Annotated in this window: 19 protein-coding genes; 15 read left to right on the top strand and 4 right to left on the bottom strand. The window is 65.7% G+C overall.

Features of this window, described 5'->3' with window-relative positions:
- The first annotated feature begins 200 nt into the window (after nucleotides 1–200).
- The 7 genes from QTI24_RS16570 to mdoH all read left to right on the top strand — a co-directional run bounded on the left by QTI24_RS16570 (nucleotide 201) and on the right by mdoH (nucleotide 8,169).
- Entirely contained in the window at nucleotides 201–695 is a 495-nt protein-coding gene (locus QTI24_RS16570; protein WP_286601843.1) for a hypothetical protein, read from the top strand.
- Nucleotides 696–839: 144 nt separating this feature from the next.
- Nucleotides 840–2,210, top strand: a complete 1,371-nt coding sequence (gene miaB, locus QTI24_RS16565; protein WP_286601841.1) for a tRNA (N6-isopentenyl adenosine(37)-C2)-methylthiotransferase MiaB — start codon at nucleotides 840–842, stop codon at nucleotides 2,208–2,210.
- Nucleotides 2,210–3,637, top strand: a complete 1,428-nt coding sequence (locus tag QTI24_RS16560) for a sensor histidine kinase (RefSeq protein ID WP_286601840.1) — start codon at nucleotides 2,210–2,212, stop codon at nucleotides 3,635–3,637. The genes miaB and QTI24_RS16560 overlap by 1 nt, the downstream gene beginning before the upstream one ends.
- A 68-nt stretch (nucleotides 3,638–3,705) precedes the next feature.
- Nucleotides 3,706–4,320, top strand: a complete 615-nt coding sequence (locus QTI24_RS16555) for a hypothetical protein (protein ID WP_286601839.1) — start codon at nucleotides 3,706–3,708, stop codon at nucleotides 4,318–4,320.
- Nucleotides 4,317–5,756, top strand: coding sequence for a sigma 54-interacting transcriptional regulator (locus QTI24_RS16550; RefSeq protein ID WP_503011267.1), 1,440 nt, complete (start codon nucleotides 4,317–4,319; stop codon nucleotides 5,754–5,756). The genes QTI24_RS16555 and QTI24_RS16550 overlap by 4 nt, the downstream gene beginning before the upstream one ends.
- Nucleotides 5,757–5,953: 197 nt before the next feature.
- Entirely contained in the window at nucleotides 5,954–6,154 is a 201-nt protein-coding gene (locus QTI24_RS16545; RefSeq protein ID WP_286601838.1) for a hypothetical protein, read from the top strand.
- 8 nt (nucleotides 6,155–6,162) lie between these two features.
- The gene (gene mdoH / locus QTI24_RS16540) at nucleotides 6,163–8,169 is read left to right on the top strand and encodes a glucans biosynthesis glucosyltransferase MdoH (RefSeq protein WP_286601837.1); all 2,007 of its coding nucleotides are present in this window, start codon (nucleotides 6,163–6,165) and stop codon (nucleotides 8,167–8,169) included.
- A 90-nt stretch (nucleotides 8,170–8,259) separates the two neighbouring features.
- Here the strand turns inward: mdoH and ffh are convergent, their stop codons facing one another.
- Complete coding sequence (ffh, locus tag QTI24_RS16535) at nucleotides 8,260–9,645, bottom strand: signal recognition particle protein (RefSeq protein WP_286601836.1); 1,386 nt, start codon at nucleotides 9,643–9,645, stop codon at nucleotides 8,260–8,262.
- 160 nt (nucleotides 9,646–9,805) lie between these two features.
- Here ffh and QTI24_RS16530 point away from each other — a divergent pair, with 160 nt between their 5' ends.
- The 8 genes from QTI24_RS16530 (at nucleotide 9,806) to QTI24_RS16495 (ending at nucleotide 19,960) form a co-directional block, all read left to right on the top strand.
- Nucleotides 9,806–10,615, top strand: coding sequence for a cytochrome C assembly family protein (locus QTI24_RS16530; protein WP_286601835.1), 810 nt, complete (start codon nucleotides 9,806–9,808; stop codon nucleotides 10,613–10,615).
- Nucleotides 10,612–10,854 (top strand): PP0621 family protein, encoded by a 243-nt coding sequence (locus QTI24_RS16525; RefSeq protein ID WP_286601834.1) that lies wholly within the window; start codon nucleotides 10,612–10,614, stop codon nucleotides 10,852–10,854. The genes QTI24_RS16530 and QTI24_RS16525 overlap by 4 nt, the downstream gene beginning before the upstream one ends.
- Entirely contained in the window at nucleotides 10,851–12,530 is a 1,680-nt protein-coding gene (locus tag QTI24_RS16520; protein ID WP_286601833.1) for a two-component system sensor histidine kinase NtrB, read from the top strand. Before QTI24_RS16525 ends, QTI24_RS16520 begins: the two co-directional genes overlap by 4 nt.
- Nucleotides 12,531–12,534: 4 nt before the next feature.
- Nucleotides 12,535–14,052, top strand: a complete 1,518-nt coding sequence (locus tag QTI24_RS16515; protein ID WP_286601832.1) for a sigma-54-dependent transcriptional regulator — start codon at nucleotides 12,535–12,537, stop codon at nucleotides 14,050–14,052.
- Entirely contained in the window at nucleotides 14,021–14,635 is a 615-nt protein-coding gene (gene ampD / locus QTI24_RS16510; protein ID WP_286601951.1) for a 1,6-anhydro-N-acetylmuramyl-L-alanine amidase AmpD, read from the top strand. Before QTI24_RS16515 ends, ampD begins: the two co-directional genes overlap by 32 nt.
- Nucleotides 14,636–14,983: 348 nt before the next feature.
- Complete coding sequence (locus QTI24_RS16505; RefSeq protein WP_286601830.1) at nucleotides 14,984–17,902, top strand: ribonucleoside-diphosphate reductase subunit alpha; 2,919 nt, start codon at nucleotides 14,984–14,986, stop codon at nucleotides 17,900–17,902.
- A gap of 150 nt (nucleotides 17,903–18,052) precedes the next feature.
- Nucleotides 18,053–19,291 (top strand): ribonucleotide-diphosphate reductase subunit beta, encoded by a 1,239-nt coding sequence (locus QTI24_RS16500; RefSeq protein ID WP_286601829.1) that lies wholly within the window; start codon nucleotides 18,053–18,055, stop codon nucleotides 19,289–19,291.
- A gap of 198 nt (nucleotides 19,292–19,489) precedes the next feature.
- The gene (locus tag QTI24_RS16495) at nucleotides 19,490–19,960 is read left to right on the top strand and encodes a histone H1-like DNA-binding protein (protein ID WP_286601828.1); all 471 of its coding nucleotides are present in this window, start codon (nucleotides 19,490–19,492) and stop codon (nucleotides 19,958–19,960) included.
- A gap of 67 nt (nucleotides 19,961–20,027) precedes the next feature.
- Here QTI24_RS16495 and QTI24_RS16490 read toward each other — a convergent pair whose 3' ends face one another.
- From QTI24_RS16490 to prmA, 3 genes are read right to left on the bottom strand one after another with little or no spacing between them, the layout of a single operon-like run.
- Complete coding sequence (locus QTI24_RS16490; protein ID WP_286601827.1) at nucleotides 20,028–20,930, bottom strand: carbohydrate kinase family protein; 903 nt, start codon at nucleotides 20,928–20,930, stop codon at nucleotides 20,028–20,030.
- A 51-nt stretch (nucleotides 20,931–20,981) separates the two neighbouring features.
- Entirely contained in the window at nucleotides 20,982–22,256 is a 1,275-nt protein-coding gene (locus QTI24_RS16485; RefSeq protein WP_286601826.1) for a zinc-ribbon and DUF3426 domain-containing protein, read from the bottom strand.
- Nucleotides 22,257–22,300: 44 nt separating this feature from the next.
- Entirely contained in the window at nucleotides 22,301–23,185 is an 885-nt protein-coding gene (gene prmA / locus QTI24_RS16480; RefSeq protein ID WP_286601825.1) for a 50S ribosomal protein L11 methyltransferase, read from the bottom strand.
- Between the last annotated feature and the right edge of the window lie 5 nt (nucleotides 23,186–23,190).

Raw genomic sequence — 23,190 nt, 5'->3', positions numbered from 1 at the left:
TATTGAATCGAAAGGGTTCGCCGGGCCTGAGCGCAGGCACTATTTTCACGGCGGCAACTATTGGAGCAGCGCAAGCGAAAAAGAGCCCCTGGCTGCCGTAAAGATAAGTAAAGCGTTCATGCACGATGGCACATTCCGCGGCTCGTCTGGTGGAATGCGGCCGCTAGAATCCCCGCACCCACAGCCTCTGGATGTACCCCATGAACCGCTGCAAAAACCCCCTGAACGCTCTCATTTTAATAGCGCTGAGCGCAATGCTAGTGCCCGCTGCCGCCCTTTTTTCGGGCAGCGCCGCTGCTCAGCTGCAAGATCCTTCCGCCACTCAGAACGAGGCCGCCAACGGTGGCCGCAACTTTCCGGTCGGCACGCTGCGCGGCAAATTCATGGTCGTGAACGCGCCCGAGATCCAGCTCGACGGCCAGGCTGAACGCCTCTCGCCCGGCGCACGCATCCTCGGGTCCAACCGCATGCTCGTGATGCCGGCTGCCATCACCGGCCAGAACCTGCTGGTGAACTACACCCGCGACGCCGCAGGCCTGGTGCGCGAAGTGTGGATCCTCACGCCCGACGAAGCGCGGGCCAAGCGCGCATCGGCCGAGAAGCCGCTGCTGAACTTCTGGCCCTTCGTGGCCGACAGCGGCCCGCGCGACGACGGCAAGACGCCGTTCGACCAACTGCCCAGGTACGGGCAGTAGAGCTCGCCCCCAGGCTTGCTCACTTCGTGTAGCCGCCGCCCCCTGCCGGGGGCGACGCCTGCGGCCTGGCGAAGCCAGTTCCGCGGCATCCCGCGAACAAACCGGCGTTCGCCGGGCGACATTTGAATTTCTCGGGAGAGAACCATGAACCCCAAAGTTTTTATCAAGACCTTCGGCTGCCAGATGAACGAGTACGACTCGGACAAGATGGCTGACGTGCTCCGCGCCGCGGAAGGCTACGAGCCCACCACCAACGTCGACGAGGCCGACCTGATCCTCTTCAACACCTGCTCAGTGCGCGAGAAGGCCCAGGAGAAGGTGTTTTCCGACCTCGGCCGCGTGAAGCACCTCAAGGCCAAGGGCGTGAAGATCGGCGTCGGCGGCTGCGTCGCGAGCCAGGAAGGCGCGGCCATCATCGCCCGCGCGCCCTATGTCGACGTGGTGTTCGGTCCGCAGACCCTGCACCGCCTGCCCGACATGCTGAACCAGCGCGACCGCGAAGGCCAGCCGCAGGTGGACATCAGCTTTCCCGAGATCGAGAAGTTCGACCACCTGCCGCCTGCGCGGGTCGAAGGCGCAACCGCCTTCGTGTCGATCATGGAAGGCTGCTCCAAGTACTGCAGCTACTGCGTGGTGCCCTACACACGCGGCGAGGAAATCAACCGGCCGCTCGACGACGTGCTGGTCGAAGTCGCCGGACTGGCCGACCAGGGCGTGCGCGAAGTCACGCTGCTGGGACAGAACGTGAACGCTTACCGCGGCCGGATGGGCGACACCGCCGAGATCGCCGACTTCGCGCTCCTCATCGAATACATCGCCGAGATTCCCGGCATCGAGCGCATCCGCTATACGACGAGCCACCCCAACGAGTTCACGCCGCGGCTCATCGAGGCTTACGCCAAGGTCCCGCAACTCGTGAGCCACCTGCACCTGCCGGTGCAGCACGGCAGCGACCGCATCCTGATGGCAATGAAGCGCGGCTATACGGCCATGGAATACAAGAGCACGGTGCGCAAGCTGCGCGCAATCCGTCCCGGCCTGGCGCTCAGCAGCGACTTCATCGTCGGCTTCCCAGGTGAGACCGACGACGACTTCGGCAAGATGATGAAGCTCATCGACGACCTCGAATTCGACGCGAGCTTCAGCTTCATCTTCAGCCCGCGCCCCGGCACGCCCGCCGCGGCGCTGCACGACGACACGCCGCATGCCGTCAAGCTGGCGCGGCTTCAGCAGCTGCAAGCTGTCATCGACCGCAACGTCAAGCGCTTCGGCGAGAGCCGCGTCGGCACCGTGCAGCGCGTGCTGGTCGAAGGCGCATCGCGCAAAGACGCCCGCGAGCTGATGGGCCGCACCGAGTGCAATCGGGTCGTCAACTTCGAAGGCGACGACCGGCTGGTCGGCCAGATGATCGACCTGCGGATCACGCGCTCGCTCGCCTATACCTTGCGCGGCGAGGTCGTGACGGCCGAGTCGACGCACGCGGCCTGCCGGCCTGCACCGGTGCCCGTCGCCTGATGGCGAAGCTGAAGTCGGCGCGCGGTTCTTTCCAGCAGCTGCTGCTGTTCGCCTTTCTCCTGATCACCGCGCTGCTGGTGGGCGTCGCGCTGCGCGCGGTCTTCCAGTACGACCTCCTCATGACCGAAAGCCGCGACGCGGCGGCGCGCGCGCTCACGCTGTCGGGCGCGGCGCAGTCGCTGGCCGAGCGCAGCGCCGCGATGGAGCGCGCCGGGCGGCAGTCGCTGGTGCTCAACGACGCCGTGCTGCGCCGCCGCTTCGACGACGCTGCGCGCGACGCGCGCCAGGTGCTCGAGCGCCTGGCCGCCAACGGCCTTTCGAGCGACGGCCCCGACAAATGGCGCGAGCAGTTCGAGGTGATCCAGGGCCTGATGAGCGGCGCCCCCGAGACGGCACTGGCGCGCGAAAGCTCCATGGCGATGCAGTTCCGCGATCTCGATGCGCTGAACACCAACATCGCGCAGCAGGTCCAGTTCCTGATCGAGACCCGGAACAACGCTCTCGCCGAGCGCATCGAGACGGCGCGCACGCGGCTGATGCGGCTGGTGGTCGCCGCCAGCGCGCTGGCAGTTTCCCTGGCGCTCGCTTTCGGCGTCTGGCTGGCGCGGCCGTTCAAGCGGCTGGAGCGCGCCATCGTGGGGCTGGGCGAAAACCGCCTCGACGAGCCGATCGACATCCATGGCCCCTCCGACGTGCGCCGCGTGTCGCAGCAGCTCGAATGGCTGCGGCTGCGGCTCACCGAGTTGGACGCCGACAAGGCACGCTTCCTGCGACACGTCTCTCATGAACTCAAGACGCCTCTGGCCGCCCTGCGCGAAGGGGTCTCGCTGCTGGAAGACGGCGTGACCGGCGCATTGAACCCCGCGCAGCGCGAAGTCGCGCAGATCCTGCAGCAGAACACCGTTTCGCTGCAGAGCCAGATCGAGGCCCTGCTGCGCTTCAACGCCGCGGCCTTCGAAGCGCGCCAACTGCACCGCGAACGCACGCCGCTGCTGCCGCTGATCGAGGACCAGATCGAGGCGCAGCGACTGCAATGGCAGGCCAACGGGCTTACCGTTCGGGCCGAGGGCGAACCGATCTCCGTCGCGGTGGATCCGGTGAAGCTCGGCACCGCGCTCGCCAACCTGCTGTCGAACGCCATCCGGTTTTCGGCGCGCGGCGGCACCATCACCATGGCGGTATCGAGCACGGCCGACAAGGCCTACATCGACATCAGCGACGCCGGACCCGGCATCGCGGAAGGCGATCGCGACCGCATCTTCGAACCCTTCTTCCGCGGCGAGCGACAACCCCAGCACTCGGTCAAGGGAACGGGCATCGGTCTATCGATCGTGCAGGAGTACATTGCAGCCCATGGCGGCCGCATCGCGCTGCTGCCGGAGGGGCCGGGTGCGCGATTCCGCGTCGAGCTGCCGCGCTCCACCTGACGACCACCGCCCGACGCGCCATTTTCCGACCCATGTGTTTCTCGATCTTTTGCAGATCCGCCCTCGTCATGACGATCGTCATGCCGCTGCTTGTGGCCGGCTGCACTACGCCACGCAGGCCGCCGGCCGAACCGGTGACTGTCGCTGTCGTCCCACCGCCGCCCCCGGCCGTCACGCCGGTCGAGGCTGAGCCCGTCGCGCCGGCGACGCAGCCCGGCGGCATCTTCGCGCAACAGCCGCAGGGCCCGGTCGGCACCATGCTCACCTATGCCGACAAGGTGCGGCAGCTCGGCCCGCCCGAACTCGCCAACGAGCTGGCGCGGCTCGGCGATCTCATCGAGACGCCGACCACGCAGATGCAGACGGCGATCGTCCTGGCCCAGACCCGCGCTCCGGCGGACCTCGCCAAGGCGCAAGGTCTGCTCCAGCGCGTGGCAACGAATCCTTCGGCGGATGCGCTGCCGCTGCAGCCACTCGCGCGGGTGCTCGGGGCGCGCTACGCTGAACAGCGTCGTGTCGAAGAAGACCGCGACAAGCAGGCGCAGCAGGTGCGCGACAGCCAGCGCCGCATCGACCAGTTGAACGATCGCATCGAGGCGCTGCGGGCCATCGAGCGCAGCTTCACGCGCCCGACCCCGCCTCCGGCGGCCCCAGTGAACAACAACCCGAAGCCCGCACCGTGAGCAGCCCGGCACCGCCCCCGCCCGCCAAGGACGTCGCAGCCGCGACGGCCCGCGAAACGCGCGGCGCGCGCCTGCTGGTCGTGGATGACGATCCGGACATGCTGCGGCTCCTGTCGATGCGGCTCACCTCGTCCGGCTATCAGGTCACGGCCGTGACTTCGGCGGAATCGGCGCTGACGCAACTGGAAATCGAACACCCGCAACTCGTGCTCAGCGATGTCCGGCTGCCGGGGCGCGACGGGCTCGCGCTCTTCGACGAAATCCGCAAGCGCCATCCGACCCTGCCGGTGATCCTCCTGACGGCGCACGGCACGATTCCCGATGCGGTCGAAGCCACGGCGCGCGGTGTCTTCACCTATCTGACCAAGCCCTACGACGGGCGTGAACTGCTCGACAAGATCGCGCAGGCGCTGGCCCTGGGCGCGCCCGCGGCGACACCCGGCAAGGGCGGCGACGAAAGCTGGCGGGCGGAAATTGTCAGCCGCAGCAATCGCATGTCCGAATTGCTGGCCGAGGCCCGCATGGTCGCCAAATCGGATGCCAGCGTGCTGCTGCGCGGGGACAGCGGCGCGGGCAAGGAACTGCTCGCCCGCGCGATCCACCGCGCGAGCGCACGGGCCGACAAGCCCTTCGTGGCCGTCAATTGCGGCGCCATTCCGGAGGCCTTGCTGGAGTCCGAGCTGTTCGGTCACATGAAGGGCGCCTTCACAGATGCGGTCGCCAATCACAAGGGCCTGTTCCAGCAGGCCGACGGCGGCACGCTGCTGCTCGACGAGATCGGGGACATGCCGCCAGCACTGCAGGTCAAGCTCCTGCGGGTGCTGCAGGAACACGCGGTGCGGCCGCTCGGCGCCAGCCAGTCGATAGAAGTCGACGTGCGGATCATCTCCGCCACCCACCGCGATCTGGACGCCGCGATGGAGGCCGGCCAGTTCCGCGAGGACCTGTACTACCGTCTCAACGTCGTGACACTGAGCCTTCCGCCCCTTTCGGCGCGGCGCGAGGACATCCCCCTGCTCGCGAACCACTTCCTCCAGCGGCTGTCGACCAAGTACGGCAAGCGGCTGTCCGGCTTCGCACCGGAAGCACTGAAGGCCCTGACGACCGCGTCGTGGCCCGGCAATGTGCGCCAGCTGTTCAATGTGGTCGAGCAGGTGTGCGCCCTTTCGAGTTCGCCGCTGATCCCTCTGGCGCTGGTGCAGCGCGCGCTCCGCGTGCCGAGCGTCGAGGTGCAGACCTACGCCGAGGCCAAGCAGCGGTTCGAGCGTGATTACCTGGTCGGCCTGCTCAAGCTGACCGACGGCAACGTCGCCGATGCAGCACGCCTCGCCGACCGCAACCGGACCGAGTTCTACCGGCTGCTGCAGAAGCACGAACTCACGCCCGGACATTTCAAGGCCGACGGCGTGTCGCCCGGACCGGAAAGCGGTCGCTGACCAGCGACACCCCTAAGTCGTTGATTTCATTGGGTTTTTCTGGTCAGGCTCGGCGGCTTGTCGGGATTCGGCGACAGATTCGGGTGGTTTGGGGCCATTTCGGGCATCCTGGCCGGGTCAGCCTGCTCCAAATCACCCTAAGTGCTTGATTTGAAATAGCTTTTCCGTGCTGGCACAGGGTTTGCCCCTTTAAAGGCATGACAGCACTTACCAGCCCCTCTTTCGCGATGCGTCCGCAGCGCGATGGCCTGCGTCAAAAGCAGTTTTCCCTCTCGCGGCCCCGCGCCGCGGGTCAGTCGCTGGCGGCACTCGAAGCTTCCAGCGGCATTGCGCCGGATTGCGTGTTCAAGCGCTTTCCGGCTATTGGCGACACGCCCTCCGTCCAGAAGCAACGCTGAGCTGCCGCATGAAGCCCAATGAATACTCCCAATTGAAGGTCCTGACGGAAGGCGATTTCTCGCACCGCAGCGTCCTTCGCGAAGAGCGCCACCCCAACTCGGTGACCGCTCCCCCCATCAACCGCGGCTCGATGATGCCCCGTCCCTGGCGCGGCTTCTGGAACAGCATCGGTACTGCACTGCTGGTCAAGCTCGGCGCTGGCGGCGCGGCGAAGGCCTCGCGGCAAGCCGCGGCGCCGGCCGCCCGGCAACCATGGGAGCGCGCGGCGAAGCAGCGCCGTTTCACCTTCATGGCGCTCGCGCTGTTCAGCACTGTGCTTGCTTCCACCCTGTTTGCGCGCGTGCAACCGGACTACGACAACCTCTGGCTCGAATACAGCCAGATCGCCCTGTACGGCCTGCTGTCGGGCTGGGTCGTGACCGGCTTCGTGACTGCGCTGATGGGCTTCTACGTCTCGGTACGCGGTGACAAGCATGCGCTGTCCGCCAAGCAGGTGGCGAACCACCCCATGAACCCCGAGGCGCGGACGGCAATCGTCATGCCGATCTGCAACGAGGACGTGGCGACCGTGTTCGCCGGCCTGCGCGCCACCTGCGAATCGGTGGCCGCGACCGGCCATGCCCAGCAGTTCGACGTGTTCGTGCTGTCCGACAGCTACACGCCCGAGATCGCCGCCGCCGAGCACGCTGCCTGGGAAGACCTGCGCACCGCCCTGGCGAGCAGCCCCAACCAGCCGCAGGTCGAGGTGTACTACCGCCTGCGCACCCGCCGCACGCACCGCAAGGCCGGCAACGTCGCCGACTTCTGCCGCCGCTGGGGCAAGGACTACCGCTACATGGTCGTGCTCGACGCCGACAGCGTCATGAGCGGCGACTGCCTGACCTCCATGGTCAAGCTGATGGAAGCCAACCCCACGGCCGGCATCATCCAGACCGCGACGCAGGCCATCGGCCACGTCACGCTGCACGCCCGCGCCCAGCAGTTCGCCTCGCGCATGACGGGTCGCCTGTTCACGCTCGGCATGCAGTTCTGGCAGCTCGGCGAGTCGCACTACTGGGGCCACAACGCGATCATCCGCGTCCAGCCCTTCATGGACCACTGCGCGCTGGCGCCCATCAAGGGCAAGGGCGGCATGTCCGGCGGCATCATGTCGCACGACTTCGTCGAAGCCGCGCTGATGCGCCGCGCCGGCTATCACGTCTGGCTGGTGGCGGATCTGGTCGGCAGCTACGAGCAGCAACCGCCGGACCTGCTGGCCGAACTGCAGCGCGACCGCCGTTGGTGCCAGGGCAACCTGCAAAACGCCCGCCTGATGGCCGAGCCCGGCCTGCACTCGGTGCACCGCGCGATGTTCGTCACCGGCACGATGGCCTACGTCTCCGCGCCGCTGTGGCTGGCGTTCCTGACGCTGGGCACCGCCCTGTGGCTCACCGGTTCGACCGTTGTCGACCACTGGCTCGCCATGCCGATGGAATTGGCCGGCCTCTGGCTGTGGACGCTGTGCTTGCTGTTTCTGCCGCGCGTGCTGGGGATCGTCGCCGTGGTGATCCGCGGCGAGCAGCGCCAGTTCGGTGGCGTGGGCGGTCTGCTCAAGAGCGCAGCCCTGGAAAGCACCCTCGCCATCGTGCAGGCGCCGGTGCGCATGCTGGCCCACTCGCTGTTCGTGGTCGTGGCGCTCACTGGCATCAAGCTCGAATGGAAGTCGCCTCCGCGTGAAGCCGCTGCCGTGCCGTGGCGCATCGCCGCCTCGCAGCTGGCCCCGATGACTCTGGTGATCGCCGCGCTGGCCGTAGGCGTCGCACTGATCGACGCCAGCGCGCTGGCCTGGCTGATGCCGGTGGGCCTGCCGCTGCTGCTGGCGATCCCGCTGACGGTCCTGACCAGCCAGATCGCGCTAGGCAACTCCCTGCGCGACAAGGGCTTCCTGCTGATTCCGGAGGAGTCGCGTTCGCCGGCCGTGCTGCGCAGGGCCTGGATGCACGCGGTGCGCCTGGCCCGGCCCGTGCCGGCCTGAGTCGTAGGACGCGCAAGAAAAAGCCCGCTTCGGCGGGCTTTTTCTTTGTCAGGAATACCGCGGAACCGGCTCCGCCGGTCCGCAGGTGAGTCAGAACCGCGGCATCCCGCCGCCACCACCCATGCCGGGCATGCCCTTCATGCCACCCATGCGCTTCATCATCTTCATGAGGCCGCCGCCCTTCATCTTCTTCATCATCCCCTGCATCTGCTCGAACTCGTTGAGCAGACGGTTCACTTCCTGAACCTGCACGCCGGCGCCGGCCGCGATGCGCCGCTTGCGCGTTGCCTTGAGGAGTTCGGGCTTGCGTCGCTCCAGCGGGGTCATGCTGTTGATGATCCCTTCCTTGCGGCGGATGTCGCGTTCGGCGCGGGTCATGTCGGCTTCGGTGGCCTTGGCGGCCATCTGCGCAGGCAGCTTGTCCATGATGCTGGAGAGCCCACCCATCTGCTTCATCTGCTGCAACTGGCCGAGGAAGTCGTTGAGGTCGAAACCGGCGCCGCTCTTAACCTTGGCCGCAAGCTTCTGCGCCGCGGCGACGTCCACGCCGGCCGTGACCTGCTCGACCAGCGCGACGATGTCGCCCATGCCCAGGATGCGGCCCGCATGCCGCTCGGCATCGAAGACTTCCAGACCATCGATCTTTTCGCTGACACCGGCGAACTTGATCGGCACGCCCGTGACCTGTCGCACCGACAAGGCCGCGCCGCCGCGCGAGTCGCCGTCAGTCTTGGTCAGGATGATGCCGGTCAGCGGCAGTGCTTCCTTGAAGGCCTTGGCGGTGTTGATCGCATCCTGCCCTTGCATCGCATCGACCACGAACAGCGTCTCGATCGGATTGAGTGCAGCGTGCAGTTGCTGGATTTCGGTCATGAGCACTTCGTCGATCGCGAGACGGCCGGCCGTGTCGACCAGAAGCACATCGAAGAAGTGGCGCTTGGCGTGGTCGAGCGCGGCGCGCGCGATGTCGAGCGGCTTCTGGTCCGGGCTGCTCGGGAACCATTCGGCCCCGGCCTGCTTGGTGACGGTCTTGAGTTGCTCGATGGCGGCGGGACGGTACACGTCGCCCGAGACGGTGAGCACCTTCTTCTTGCGCTTCTCGATCAGGTGCTTGGCCAGCTTGGCGGTGGTGGTGGTCTTGCCGGCGCCTTGCAGACCGGCCATCAGGATCACGGCTGGCGGCTGGGCGACGAGGTTGATGTCGGCCACGCCCTCGCCCATGGTCGCGGCGAGTTCGCGGTTCACGATGCCGACCAGCGCTTGTCCGGGCTTCAGCGAACCCAGTACTTCCTGGCCGAGTGCCTTCTCCCTGACGCGCGCGACGAAGTCGCGAACGACCGGCAGCGCCACGTCGGCTTCGAGCAACGCCATGCGCACCTCGCGCAACATGTCCTGCACGTTGCTTTCGGTGATCCGGGCCTGGCCGCTCATCGTCTTGACGAGGCGGGAAAACTTTTCTGTGAGCGCGGTGGCCATGAAAGGGGTACCTTGTTGCTCCGCTGAAGCGGGGCGAAAGAAAGTCGTGAAACACCGCGGATCCGGCTCCGCCGGTCCGCTGGTGTTGCCCCCGGTCAGGGGGTGGGCGAAGCGACACGAAGTGCGCGAAGCCTGGGGGCGAGCCATTAAACTCCGACCGATGATTTTAGCGATCCCCTCCCCACTCGGCGTGGCACTGGGCATCGCCACCGCCGCAGCCTATGGCTTCACCGCGGCCGCATCCTCCTGGCTCAGCCGCTCGTCCACACAGTCGCTGCTGGTGCTGGCGTGGCTGCTGCACGCGTTCGCGCTGGGCTGCGGGCTGGTCGGCGGCACCCCGCGCTTCGGCTTCGCGCCGGCGATTTCGGTCACGGCCTGGCTGGTGCTGACGGTCTACGCCATCGAAAGCCGGATGTATCCACAACTGAAGGTGCGCCGAGCACTTGCAGCGCTTGGAGCTGCGGCCGTGCTGCTTGCCGTCCTGTTCCCGGGCACGCCGCTGCATGTCTCGGCCTCGCCCTGGCTGCCGCTGCACCTGGCGCTGGGTATTGCTTCCTACGGCTTGTTCGGTGCCGCGGTGATCCATGCATGGCTCATGACCCGCGCCGAAAAGCAGATCCGTCTCGCTGCCGAACCACAGGGTGGCGTGCCCCTCCTCACGATGGAGCGACTGACCTTCCGCTTCGTCGCGGCAGGCTTCGTACTGCTGTCGGCCACATTGCTGGCGGGCCTTCTGTTCAGCGAGACCCTTTACGGCACGGCCGTGCGCGGCTGGAAGTGGGACCACAAGACCGTTTTCTCCGTCCTGGCCTGGCTCGCCTTCGCCGTCCTGCTGATTGGACGCGCACGCTTCGGCTGGCGCGGCCGCACCGCGCGCCGCGTGCTTTACGCGGGTTCCGCCCTGCTGGTGCTGGCCTATGTGGGTTCGCGCTTCGTGCTGGAAGTCGTCCTCTCGCGCGCCCCCGCATGAAATACCTTCTCGTCCTCGCCGTCATCTTCGTGGCCATCTGGATCTGGCGAAAGAACCGCCGCGAAGAAATGCAGTCGCGCCCCCCACCGCCCGCCAAGCCACCGGCCGTCGGCGCCCCCCAAGCCATGGTCCGTTGCGCCCATTGCGGCCTCCACCTGCCAGCCGCCGATGCAATCACCGGGCCATCGGGGATCTACTGCAGCGCAGCCCACCGCCAAGCCGCAGGGCGAGCCAAGTGACCTGGTCACGGAGCGACCCGGCCACGGACTGGAGCTCGCTCGAACATTTCAGCGGCGAAAGCTCGGCGCTGCAGCGCCTGTGGCGGGGTTTCATAGCCGCGCGATGCTTTGTCGCGGCGGTGCTGCTGCTGTTGCAGGCCCTGGCCATGGTCCTGGGACAGTCGATGCAGCCGGCCGCCGTTGCACTGTCGGCCGGCTATGTCATCGCCGCGCTGCTGGCGGCGCGGTTTGCGCCGTTCAAGCCGATACGGGGCGTCGGGGGTGCGTGGCTCTCGACCATCGGGGTCGACCTCGTCACTTTCACGGCGCTGCAAGTGATGCAGGTCGGCAGCATCAACTACACACCGCTGTTCGCGCTGCCCGTGTTGATGGGCGCGGTGCTGGGCACGAGCGCGGTGGGCCTCGGCACGACGGCTGCAGCCACCTTGCTGCTGCTGGCGCATGCGACCTGGTTCTGGCTGGAGCAGCCCACGGACACCTCGCCCCGGTTCGTCCAGGCGGCGCTGACCGGCACGGGGCTCTTCGTGGTGGCCTTGCTGGCGCACGAGTTGGCGCGCCGGCTGACGCGCGAGGAAGCGGTGGCGCAGCGAAACCGCGGCGCGGCGCAGATGCATGCACTGGTCAACGACCTCGTGATCGAGACGCTGAGCGAAGGCGTCCTGGTGATCGATGCCCAAGGCCAAGTGCACGCCACCAACCCGGCCGCCGATGCCATCCTCGGCCAGGGCCTGGCGGAACTCGCGCTGCCGTTCGCGCTGAGTGCGCATCCGGCATGGGCTCCGCTCGCCGCACTTGCGCGGCAGACCTTCTCACGGCGCACGCCCCAATCAAAGGAAATTCCCGTCGCGCAAGCACAGGGCACGGCGCGCGAAGTCCGGGTGCGCACACGCCTCACGCAAACGAGGGATCGCCACACCGAAAGCTTGTGCGTGATGTTCCTGCAGGATCTGCGCGAACTCGAAGCCCGCATCCGCACCGAGAAGCTGGCAGCCATGGGACGCATGTCGGCGGCGGTCGCGCACGAGATCCGCAATCCGCTCGCCGCCATCACCCAGGCCAGCGCACTGCTCGGCGAGGACCTGGTCGACCCTGCGCATCGGCAGCTCACGACGATGGTGCAACAGAACGCGCAGCGCCTGTCGCGCATCGTCGACGATGTGCTCGATGTGGCGCGGGCCCGGCAACAGCGCGTGCTGCCGCTCGGCGAACAGATCATCCTCGACCCGACCGTCCGTACGCTCGCGGAAGAATGGGTGCAGCACGCGCAGCGGCAAGGCGTGCTGCTGGCGCTCGACGCGACCGGAAGCGACGTGCGCTTCGACGTCGAGCACCTGCGCCGCATCCTCGTGAACCTGCTCGACAACGCAGCGCGCTATGCAGGGGACCGCGAGGGTTCGATCCAGATCACCACGCGCGTGAACTCCGCCGGCCGGCCTTGCCTCCAGATATGGAGCGACGGTGCACCGCTCGAACCCGCGGTGCAGCGGCATCTATTCGAACCCTTCTTCTCTTCCGAAAGCCGTTCGAGCGGCCTGGGTCTGTTCCTGTGTCGCGAGTTGTGCGAGCGCCACGGCGCGACGATCGGCTACGAGCGCCGCACTCTGTCCCCGACAGGGCCGGAGGGCAACGAGTTTTTCGTCGCGTTTGCAGCGGCCGAAACTCGACTGACACAATAGCAGTGTGAGCACCCCTAACCCGTCCGCGCCGCGCCCCGCCCAGATCCTGGTCGTCGACGACGAACCCGATCTGCGCACACTCTATGAACTCACGCTGCTTCGCGAGGGCTACCGCGTCGAGGCGGCCGGCAGCGTGTCGGAGGCCTGGCAGCACCTGGAGGCCGGCCGCTTCGATGCCGTGATCACCGACATGCGCCTGCCCGACGGGCTCGGCATGGAGATCCTCCTGCGCATCCAGCAGGACCAGCGCGCCGAGCGCTGCGTCGTGATGACGGCCTACGGCTCGGCTGAGAATGCGGTCGAGGCGCTCAAGGCCGGCGCATTCGACTACCTCACCAAACCGGTCGACCTGAAGCAGTTCCGTTCGGTCGTGGCGTCCGCCGTGCAGGCGACGGCACAGCCGACCACGGCGAAAGCGGTTCGTACGGGCGACGACGGCGGCAAGGCGGTGCCGGCCATCGGCAGCAGCGGCGTCGCTGCGCTCGAACGGCTGGTAGGCGAATCCGAACCGATGCGCCTCGTCAAGGCACGCATCGCCAAGGTGGCGCGGGGCATGGCGCCGGTGCTGGTGCGCGGCGAATCCGGCACCGGCAAGGAACTGGCCGCGCGCGCCGTGCATGCGTGCAGCCAGCGCAGCGACGGTCCGTTCGTCGCAGTCAATTGCGGCGCCATTCCCGAGAACCTTCTCGAAGCCGAATTCTTCGGCGCGCGCAAGGGCTCCTACACCGGCTCTTCCCAGGACCGCGACGGCTATTTCCAGGCGGCACGCGGCGGCACCTTGTTCCTCGACGAGATTGGCGACCTGCCGCTGGCGATGCAGTCCAAGCTGCTGCGCGCCATCCAGGAGCGCAGCGTGCGCCCCATCGGCTCGACGCAGGAGGATGCGGTCGACGTCCGCATCGTGAGCGCCACGCACAAGGACCTGCACGCCGAGGTCCAGGCCAGCCGCTTCCGGCAGGATCTTTTCTACCGCCTCAACGTGATCGAGATCGCCGTGCCGGCCTTGCGCGAGCGTCGCAGCGACCTGCCCGCGCTGTGCATTGCGCTGCTCGAACGCATCGCAGGCGATGCCGGCATGCCGGTGCCCTCCCTGTCGGCCGATGTGCTCCAGCGCCTGTCCGAGCACCCGCTTCGCGGCAATGTCCGTGAACTGGAGAACCTCCTGCATCGCGCCGTCGCGTTGAACGACGGCGACATGCTGCATCTCGACCTCGTCGACAGCGCGGTGATCCCTGCGGAACCCGCGTTGGCGGAGCCCGTCCTTCTGCCGGAACCTGGTCCCGCGACCGCGCCCCCATTGCCCACGCGCCAGGCATCGGCGATGCCGAGTGATCTGCAAGGCTACCTCGATGAGCAGGAGCGCCAGATCCTCATCCGCGCCCTGCAGGAAACCGGCTTCAATCGCACGGCGGCGGCGGCGCGCCTCGGCTTGAGCCTTCGACAAATCCGCTATCGCATCGCGCGCCTAGGCATCGCGACACCGAATGGCGATGATGGCAATGGTCTCGGTGCCGATGAATGAACCCGGCGCCGGACTCTGGCAGTCCGGCTGGTATCGCTTCGCCCGACAGTTGCGCTCCCCCAATTTCGGGCCACGCCCGGACGGCGCGCAGATCGACCTCGTCGTCCTGCATTCGATCAGCCTGCCACCCGGCCGCTACGGCGGCGACGAAGTGCAGCAGCTCTTCACGAATCGCCTCGACTGGGACGCGCATCCCTACTTCGCCGCCATCCGCGGCCTGGAGGTCTCCGCTCACTTCTATATAAGACGCAACGGCGAGCTGTGGCAGTTCGTGAGCTGCGACGACCGCGCGTGGCACGCCGGCGCTTCGTCCTGGCGCGGCCGCGCGAACTGCAACGACGATTCGATCGGCATCGAGCTCGAAGGGCTGGAGGGCGAACCCTTCGAAGGCGCGCAATACGAAACCCTGGCCAGCCTGTGCCCGGCGATCGCGCAGCACTACGCGATCGAATTCATCGCCGGCCACGAACACATTGCGCCGGGCCGCAAGGAAGACCCGGGCGCCGGCTTTGATTGGCGCCTCCTGCGCGCGGAACTCGGCTGGGATCCGGCGATGTTCCCCCCGGGCGTCGCAACACGCTGAAATTTTTCAATCGCGAAGCAACGGGCGATGTATCCCGGGTGCATCGCCGCGAATGATCCCCCCGCGCTGCGCAAGCGCAGCAACCATGCGGTTTTCAGGCCCAAATCCCTCGGAAACCCCCGTAGATCGCGGACCCAGTTAACGTGGGGCACTGGTGATGCGGGATAAATGTGCCTTCGGCGTCCAGCAACAAAAATCACGGTCGTTGTAGATTGTCGAAAACACTATATCTAGTGGGTTGTGGACCCCATGGGCCCCAGATATAGTGTGCCCTGCCCGGCGCGTACCGCCCGGAACAATGGCCAACACGGCACTGCCGCCCCAACAAGAATTGCCAACGAGGATCGAATGCAAACAGCCCTGACCCCCCCCTCCTCTACTTCCCGCGCCGTACCCTCGACGCCGCAAAACCGCGACGTTGCCGGCTCGCCTGCAGGCAACGCGCTCGCCCATTACCAGATCATTCGCCGCAACGGCTCGGTCGTGCCTTTCGAGCCGAACAAGATCGCCATCGCGATGATGAAGGCCTTCCTTGCAGTGCATGGCACGCAGGGCGCGGCGTCCGCCAGCGTGCGCGAGACGGTCGACAACCTGACGCAAGGCGTGGTCCGCGCCATGGTCCGCTCGCGACCGGGCGGCGGCACCTTCCATATCGAGGACGTGCAGGACCAGGTCGAACTCGGCCTGATGCGCGGCGGCCACCACGAGATCGCCCGCGCCTATGTGCTGTACCGCGAACGCCGCTCGCAGGAGCGCACGAAACAGGGCGACACCGAGTCGCAGGTTGCCGTTTCCACGCTGCACGTGCTGGACCGCGGCGAGCGCGTGGCGCTCGACCTGAACGAACTCAAGGCCCTGATCGAATCCGCCTGCACCGACCTGGGCGACAGCATCACGGCCGGCCCGATAGTGGCCGAGACCATGCGCAATCTCTACGACGGCGTTCCGCTCGACGAGGTCTACAAGGCTTCGATCCTCGCTGCCCGCACGCTGATCGAGAAGGACCCCGACTACACCTTCGCCACCGCCCGCCTGCTGCTGCACACGATCTTCAAGGAAGTGATCGGCCGCGAAGTGCCGCCGGCCGAACGGGCCCAGGCCTACGCCGACTACTTCCCGCAGTTCATCAAGAAGGGCGTCGACAACGAGCTGCTGGACGAGAAGCTGCTGCAGTTCGATCTGGCCCGCCTTGGCGCCGCGCTCAAGCCCGAACGCGACATGCAGTTCGACTATCTCGGCCTGCAGACGCTCTACGACCGCTACTTCCTGCACGTGCGCAAATCGCGCATCGAACTCCCGCAAGCCTTCTTCATGCGCGTCGCGATGGGCCTCTCGCTCAACGAGATCGACCGCGAAGCCCGGGCGATCGAGTTCTATGAAGTGCTGTCCTCCTTCGACTTCATGTCGAGCACGCCGACCTTGTTCAACAGCGGCACGCTGCGCTCGCAGCTGTCCAGCTGTTACCTGACGACCGTGCCCGACGACCTCGACGGCATCTACGAGTCGATCAAGGAAAACGCGCTGCTCTCCAAGTTCGCCGGTGGCCTGGGCAACGACTGGACGCGCGTGCGCGCCCTCGGCAGCCATATCAAGGGCACCAACGGCGAATCGCAGGGCGTCGTGCCTTTCCTGAAGGTCGTGAACGACACCGCGGTCGCAGTCAACCAGGGCGGCAAGCGCAAGGGCGCGGTCTGCACCTACCTGGAAAGCTGGCACCTCGACATCGAGGAATTCCTCGAACTGCGCAAGAACACCGGCGATGACCGCCGCCGCACGCACGACATGAACACGGCGAACTGGATTCCCGACCTCTTCATGCGCCGCGTGATGGAAAAGGGCACCTGGACGCTGTTCTCGCCTTCCAACGTGCCTGACCTGCATGACAAGTTCGGCGCCGACTTCGAAACCGCCTACGTGGCCTACGAAGAAAAGGCTGCGCGCGGCGACATCAAGCCGAGCCGCACGCTCCAGGCCACCGACCTCTGGCGCAAGATGCTCACGATGCTGTTCGAAACCGGGCATCCGTGGATCACGTTCAAGGACGCCTGCAACGTGCGATCGCCTCAGCAGCACGCCGGCGTGGTTCATTCGTCGAACCTCTGCACTGAGATCACGCTCAACACCAGCGACACCGAAACCGCCGTCTGCAACCTCGGCTCGGTCAACCTGCTGCAGCATCTGAAGGACGGCAAGGTCGATCAGGAAAAGCTCAAGCGCACCATCTCGACCGCGATGCGCATGCTCGACAACGTGATCGACATCAACTACTACGCTGTCAAGAAGGCGCGCGATTCGAACCTGCGCCATCGCCCGGTCGGCCTCGGCCTGATGGGCTTCCAGGACGCACTGTATGAACTGCGCATTCCCTACGCCTCGCAGGAAGCCGTGCAGTTCGCCGACGAATCGATGGAAGCGATCTGCTACCACGCCTACTGGGCCTCGACCGACCTGGCGCGCGAACGCGGCAAGTACTCGAGCTACAAGGGCTCGCTGTGGGACAAGGGAGTGCTTCCGCCCGACACGCTCGACCTGCTCGAAAAGGCACGCGGCGGATACGTCGAAGTGGACCGTTCTGCAACGCTCGACTGGGACGCGCTGCGCCAGAAGATCAAGGCCGACGGCATGCGCAACTCCAACTGCGTCGCCATCGCACCGACCGCGACCATCTCGAACATCATCGGCGTGGATGCATCGATCGAGCCCTGCTTCGGCAACCTCTCGGTCAAGTCCAACCTCTCCGGCGAGTTCACCGTCATCAACCATTACCTGGTGCGCGACCTCAAGCGCCTGGGCCTGTGGGACGACGTGATGGTGATGGACCTGAAGCACTTCGACGGTTCGCTGCGTCCCATCGACCGTGTGCCGCAGGACGTCAAGGCGCTCTACGCGACCGCGTTCGAGGTCGAGACCACGTGGTTGGTCGAGGCCGCTGCGCGTCGCCAGAAGTGGATCGACCAAGCGCAGTCGCTCAACATCTACATGGCCGGTGCATCAGGCAAGAAGCTCGACGACACCTACAAGCTCGCATGGCTGCGCGGCTTGAAGACCACCTACTACCTGCGCACGCAGAGCGCGACGCATGCCGAGAAGTCCACTGTTCAATCGGGTCGGCTCAACGCGGTGTCTTCAGGCAGCGGCGATGCATCGCAAGGCATGAGCGCACTCGAAGCCGCTGCACTCGCAGCGCAAGCGCAGTTGAATGCGATGCCCGCAACCGACATCGCTTTTTGCGGCGTCGACGATCCGACGTGCGAAGCATGCCAATGATGTCGGCATGAAGTGGAGGTCGTTCGCGGCATTGCCTGACAAATTGCGATGCATGCGAACAACATAACGACAACATAATTGGAGCGCGATGTGAAGGAGCACTTTGCAACTCACATCGTTGCTCACATAATTTGAGCATTGGATTTTTCTATGTTGACCTGGGACGAAGAAGTCAAGCCCTCCTTGCCAAAGGATCTGCAACAAGGATTGCGGCACACATCGAACAGCGGCACGCAAGTCGGCCGCTCGACGGAGTTTCCGACTTCGCAAATTGCTTCCCCTCTCTCTTCCGCTTCGCCCGTCGCGCGCACGCTCGATGACGGCGCAGCATTGCGGCCCGCACAAGCAGTGTCGTCCGTCGCGCCGGTGGCGCATCGCGTCAAGGCTGCCGACAAGCGCATCATCAACGGCCAGACCGACGTCAACCAGCTGGTTCCGTTCAAGTACAAGTGGGCCTGGGAAAAGTACCTCGCCACCTGCGCCAACCACTGGATGCCGCAGGAAGTGAACATGACGCGCGACATCGCGCTCTGGAAAGATCCCAACGGCCTGACCGAGGACGAGCGCCGCATCGTCAAGCGCAACCTCGGCTTCTTCGTGACCGCCGACTCGCTGGCCGCCAACAACATCGTGCTGGGCACCTACCGCCACATCACGGCGCCCGAGTGCCGCCAGTTCCTGCTTCGCCAGGCCTTCGAGGAAGCGATCCACACACACGCGTACCAGTACATCGTCGAGTCGCTCGGCCTGGACGAGAGCGAGATCTTCAACGCCTACAACGAAGTCCCGTCGATCCGCGAGAAGGACCAGTTCCTGATCCCGTTCATCGACGCCATCAGCGACCCGAACTTCCACACCGGTACGCACGAGAACGACCAGACCTTGCTCAAGTCGCTGATCGTCTTCGCCTGCCTGATGGAAGGACTCTTCTTCTACGTCGGTTTCACGCAGATCCTCGCGTTGGGCCGCCAGAACAAGATGACCGGCGCCGCCGAACAGTACCAGTACATCCTGCGCGACGAGTCGATGCACTGCAATTTCGGCATCGACCTGATCAACCAGCTCAAGCTCGAGAACCCGCACCTCTGGACCGCCGAGTTCAAGGCGGAGATCAAGGCCCTCTTCATGAAGGCCGTCGAGCTCGAATACCGATATGCCGAAGACACCATGCCGCGCGGCGTGCTCGGCATGAACGCATCCATGTTCAAGGGCTACCTGCGCTACATCGCCAACCGGCGCGCGCAGCAGATCGGCCTCGAAACGCTCTTCCCGAACGAGGAAAATCCGTTCCCCTGGATGAGCGAAATGATTGACCTGAAGAAGGAGCGCAACTTCTTCGAAACCCGCGTGATCGAGTATCAGTCGGGTGGTGCGCTCTCCTGGGATTGAATCTTTCCGACAAGAACAAAAAGTGAATTCAAGAATAGTTCTCGCCGACGACCAGCACCAAAGAGTGCGGCATCGGTGAGGGCGCAGGTGTTCATGGTGCTGGAGCCTGCTCCAACGCCATGAATCGCTTCACGCTGACCAACATGCGTGGAGTGCTTCAAAAGGTTGATTTTTCAACTTGATCAAGGAGAAATAGAAATGGCAACTGCAAAGAAAGCGCCGGCTAAGAAAGCCGCTGCAAAGAAGGCCCCGGCAAAGAAGGCTCCGGCAAAGAAGGTCGCCGCCAAGAAGGCACCGGCCAAGAAGGTCGTAGCGAAGAAGGCGCCGGCGAAGAAGGTTGCAGCCAAGAAGGTTGCGGCAAAGAAGGCGCCGGCGAAGAAGGTTGCAGCCAAGAAGGTTGCGGCAAAGAAGGCCCCGGCGAAGAAGGTAGCCGCCAAGAAGGCGCCGGCGAAGAAGGCCGCTGCCAAGAAGGCCCCTGCCAAGAAGGCCCCTGCGAAGAAGGCCGCGGCCAAGAAGCCCGCTGCCAAGAAAGCAGCGAAGAAGCCCGCTGCCAAGAAGGCCGCCAAGGCGCCCGCGAAGGCTGCCGTCGCCCCTGCCCCTGCTCCCGCAGCGCAGACTACGCTGAACCCGCAGGCAGCATGGCCGTTCCCGACGGCCAGCAAGCCCTGAGTCGTTCAGCGGCCTTGAAGGCAAAGCCCGGCACCGCGAGGTGCCGGGCTTTTTTGCATCCGGCGCGTCAGAGGCCGATGGCCTTCAGATCCACCTTGTAATTCTGCGGCCCGCGCTGCGCGATCTTGAGCGCGCCCAGTTGGTTGCCCAACGCGGCGCAACGCACGAGGGGCCAGCCCTGCTCCAGTCCGAACAGCAGCGCGCCACGCCACGCGTCGCCGCAGCCGGTCGGCTCGATCACGGCCGTCGGCTTCACCGCGGGCACGTGCTCGCTCTCGCCGTGGGTCCACACCTCGCAACCTTCGGCGGCCAAGGTCACCACCAACCCGCGAACGCGCTTCGAGATCTCGGCGAGGCTCCAGCCCGTGCGCTGCGCGAGCATCTTTCCTTCGTAGTCGTTCACCACGACCCAACTGGCCAGGTCGACGAAGTGCGCGAGTTCCTTGCCATCGAACATCGGCAAGCCCTGGCCCGGATCGAAAACGAAAGGAATGTCGGCCGCCTTGAATTGCTCCGCGTGCTGCACCATCGCGTCGCGGCCATCCGGCGCCACGATGCCGAGCTTGATGTCCTCGCGCGCCGTGACGCGCGTGATGTGCGCCTGCTGCATCGCGCCAGGATGGAACGCTGTGATCTGGTTGTTGTCCCGGTCGTTCATGATCATGGCTTGCGCAGTGAAGGTGTCGTCCACCTGCCGGACGAACTCGGCGCTGATGCCCAGCGAGCGCAGGCGCTCCAGATAGTCGCCGCCGTCGCTGCCGACCGTCGCCATCGGCAGTGCCGTGCCGCCGAGCGCGTTGAGGCTGTAGGCGATGTTGCCCGCGCAGCCGCCGAAATCGCGGCGCAGGCCGGGCACCAGGAAGGACACGTTGAGGATGTGCAACTGATCGGGAAGGATCTGGTCCGCGAACCGGCCCTCGAAAGTCATGATCGTGTCGAACGCGAGGGAACCGCAAATTACCGCTGCCATGGATGATCCAATGAATCGTTGGTTGGAATGGGAAGGAAAGGCCGCTGCCGCTCAGGGGTAGAGCGTCTCGACACGAAAGCCCGCGACTGGCGGCATCATTGCGGCCTCGGGGCCGGTGAGTTTCAGCGACATCGACGCCGCGCGTTCGGCACGCGCCGGCAAGATCGACGGCGCGCCAAATTCGGAAGGCATGAGCACGCGCCGCACCACGGCCCGCTCCTGCGTATCGAGCAGCGACAACTCGACGGCGGGCATCGCGAGCGGCACGTCGGCGGAATTGCGCAAGGTAAAGCTGAGGCGGAACCCTTCATCGCTCTTCTCGCGCGAGAAGGACGCGCCATCGACCTTGATGTCGTTGATCTGCCGAAGCGCGGAGAGCTGGCAGCCTAGCGCCTGGCACATCGACGCCATCGCCGGGCGCAAACCCGGCTGGCGCGCAACGATGAGATCACGCTCCTGATAAATTATTTGCCCGATCAGGACCAGTGCGGCGAGAACGGCCGCCGCCACCATCGAACGCCGAGCCGCAGGACGCTGCCAGAAGGCCTCCGATCCCGATGCGCCCATGAAAGATGGCGTGCCGCGGACAACTTCAACCGGTGGTTCAGGCTCACTGGCCGCCAGGACCACTGGCGCCGTTTCGACCGAAGCGGCCTTCTGATCACGGGCCTTGGCCTTGGCAATCTTGGCTGACTTGACTCGTGCACGGCGCAGCGCCTTTTGCAACTGCGCATTGCTGACGTCCTCGGTGGTCGGCTCGGTTTCGGGAATGCTCGGAGGAGGTGCAGGCACTGGCGCCGGCAAGGACAGATCGATGTTCGGAAACGAAAGTGGTGGAGGCAACGGCGGTCGCACAACGGTGCGGCCTTCATCACCCAGATTCAACAGATCCGAATCGGGCCAAGGCTCGTCAGCGACGACGCCTGCGAAAGACAGCATGTTCGCTGCCGGTTTCGAAGGCCCGGCGTCGAACGCATGTTCGCCGTCCGTCGTCAACATCCCCTGATGGTCGTCGTCGAGAAAGTCAGCCTCCACCGCTTCCCGTGCGTGCTCATCAGCATCCGGCGGCGCTGAGGGTTCCGACGCCTGCTCCTGTTCGTCAAGCGGCTGCTCGACCGTAAAGCCATTTTCGGCAGGAGTCGATGCGGGGGCTGGAACAGGAGCAGATGGCGACGGTCCAGACCCGGGCGCCTCTCGCAGATCAAGGGTCGCATCGAACACCTGGCTGCAGCGACCGCAGCGCACCCAGCCATCCGAAATGCGAAGCTGGTCCTTCACCACCTTGAAAGTGGTTTCGCAGGCGGGGCAACGCGTGACCAAGCTCATCTGGCGCAGATTGTAAAAGCTGGTTGCGCGCAGCCCGGCGCCAACTAGATCTTTGCAGTCATGAGGATCCAGCCATCCTCGCTGTCGCTCACTTCCAGCGAGGCGTACGGTGCATAGGCGAGTTTCAACTCGTCTGCCTGACGTTCGAGGATGCCTGCCAGCACCAGAGCGCCGCCCGCCACCACGTAGTCGCAGAGCAAGGGAGCCAGCACCTTGAGCGGCGTCGCGAGGATGTTGGCAAGCACGACGTCGTAGCGTCCAGCCGCTGCCTCGGGCAGACCGGCATTCAGGTGCACGCCATTGGCCTCGGCATTGAGCCGAGTCGACTCCACTGCGGCTTCATCGATATCGACCGCATCGATCTCACCCGCGCCGAATTTCGCGGCGCCGATCGCCAGGATGCCGGAGCCACAGCCGTAGTCCAGCACGCGCTGGCCCATCGGATGGCCGCGACGAGCGATCCACCGCAGGCACATGCGCGTGGTCGGGTGCGTACCGGTGCCGAACGCCAGCCCCGGGTCCAGGCGAATGATCTGCCGCGCCTGCAGGGGCGGCTCATGCCATGTCGGTACGATCCAGAACTCAGGTGTGACCTCGACCGGCGCGAACTGCGACTGCGTCAGCCGAACCCAGTCCTGCTCCGGCACGTCCGCCAACCCCAGCACGCGGCAATCTGCAAAGAACTCCTGCGCCGCCAACACAACGGCCGCCTCACGCGCCAGTTGCTCGGTGGAGAACAGTGCGATCACGCGCGACCGCTGCCAGCCCTCCTTCGGCGGCGGCATGCCCGGCTCGCCGAACAGCGCCTGCTCCGCATCGGTCTGCGCATCGGCATCCTCGACCGAAACACTCAACGCATCGAGCGCATCCAGCGCATCACTGACGGTCTCGACCAACTCCTCAGGCGCCATCAGACGAAGTTCGAACATAGGAA

Source organism: Variovorax sp. J22P240 (assembly GCF_030316855.1).
Classification (GTDB): Bacteria; Pseudomonadota; Gammaproteobacteria; order Burkholderiales; family Burkholderiaceae_C; genus Variovorax.
Note: the sequence above shows the minus strand (reverse complement) of the source record. Positions and strands in the feature narration are given on the sequence as shown.

What these genes read in the sequence shown, in the direction of transcription:
- ffh (WP_286601836.1), bottom strand. Translation starts at nt 9,645, where the DNA reads ATGGCCACCGCGCTCACAGAAAAGTTTTCCCGCCTCGTCAAGACGATG.
- QTI24_RS16495 (WP_286601828.1), top strand. Translation starts at nt 19,490, where the DNA reads ATGGCAACTGCAAAGAAAGCGCCGGCTAAGAAAGCCGCTGCAAAGAAG.
- QTI24_RS16530 (WP_286601835.1), top strand. Translation starts at nt 9,806, where the DNA reads ATGATTTTAGCGATCCCCTCCCCACTCGGCGTGGCACTGGGCATCGCC.
- miaB (WP_286601841.1), top strand. Translation starts at nt 840, where the DNA reads ATGAACCCCAAAGTTTTTATCAAGACCTTCGGCTGCCAGATGAACGAG.
- QTI24_RS16560 (WP_286601840.1), top strand. Translation starts at nt 2,210, where the DNA reads ATGGCGAAGCTGAAGTCGGCGCGCGGTTCTTTCCAGCAGCTGCTGCTG.
- prmA (WP_286601825.1), bottom strand. Translation starts at nt 23,185, where the DNA reads ATGTTCGAACTTCGTCTGATGGCGCCTGAGGAGTTGGTCGAGACCGTC.
- mdoH (WP_286601837.1), top strand. Translation starts at nt 6,163, where the DNA reads ATGAAGCCCAATGAATACTCCCAATTGAAGGTCCTGACGGAAGGCGAT.
- QTI24_RS16545 (WP_286601838.1), top strand. Translation starts at nt 5,954, where the DNA reads ATGACAGCACTTACCAGCCCCTCTTTCGCGATGCGTCCGCAGCGCGAT.
- QTI24_RS16570 (WP_286601843.1), top strand. Translation starts at nt 201, where the DNA reads ATGAACCGCTGCAAAAACCCCCTGAACGCTCTCATTTTAATAGCGCTG.
- QTI24_RS16500 (WP_286601829.1), top strand. Translation starts at nt 18,053, where the DNA reads ATGTTGACCTGGGACGAAGAAGTCAAGCCCTCCTTGCCAAAGGATCTG.
- QTI24_RS16505 (WP_286601830.1), top strand. Translation starts at nt 14,984, where the DNA reads ATGCAAACAGCCCTGACCCCCCCCTCCTCTACTTCCCGCGCCGTACCC.
- QTI24_RS16490 (WP_286601827.1), bottom strand. Translation starts at nt 20,930, where the DNA reads ATGGCAGCGGTAATTTGCGGTTCCCTCGCGTTCGACACGATCATGACT.
- ampD (WP_286601951.1), top strand. Translation starts at nt 14,021, where the DNA reads ATGATGGCAATGGTCTCGGTGCCGATGAATGAACCCGGCGCCGGACTC.
- QTI24_RS16485 (WP_286601826.1), bottom strand. Translation starts at nt 22,256, where the DNA reads ATGAGCTTGGTCACGCGTTGCCCCGCCTGCGAAACCACTTTCAAGGTG.
- QTI24_RS16555 (WP_286601839.1), top strand. Translation starts at nt 3,706, where the DNA reads ATGACGATCGTCATGCCGCTGCTTGTGGCCGGCTGCACTACGCCACGC.
- QTI24_RS16525 (WP_286601834.1), top strand. Translation starts at nt 10,612, where the DNA reads ATGAAATACCTTCTCGTCCTCGCCGTCATCTTCGTGGCCATCTGGATC.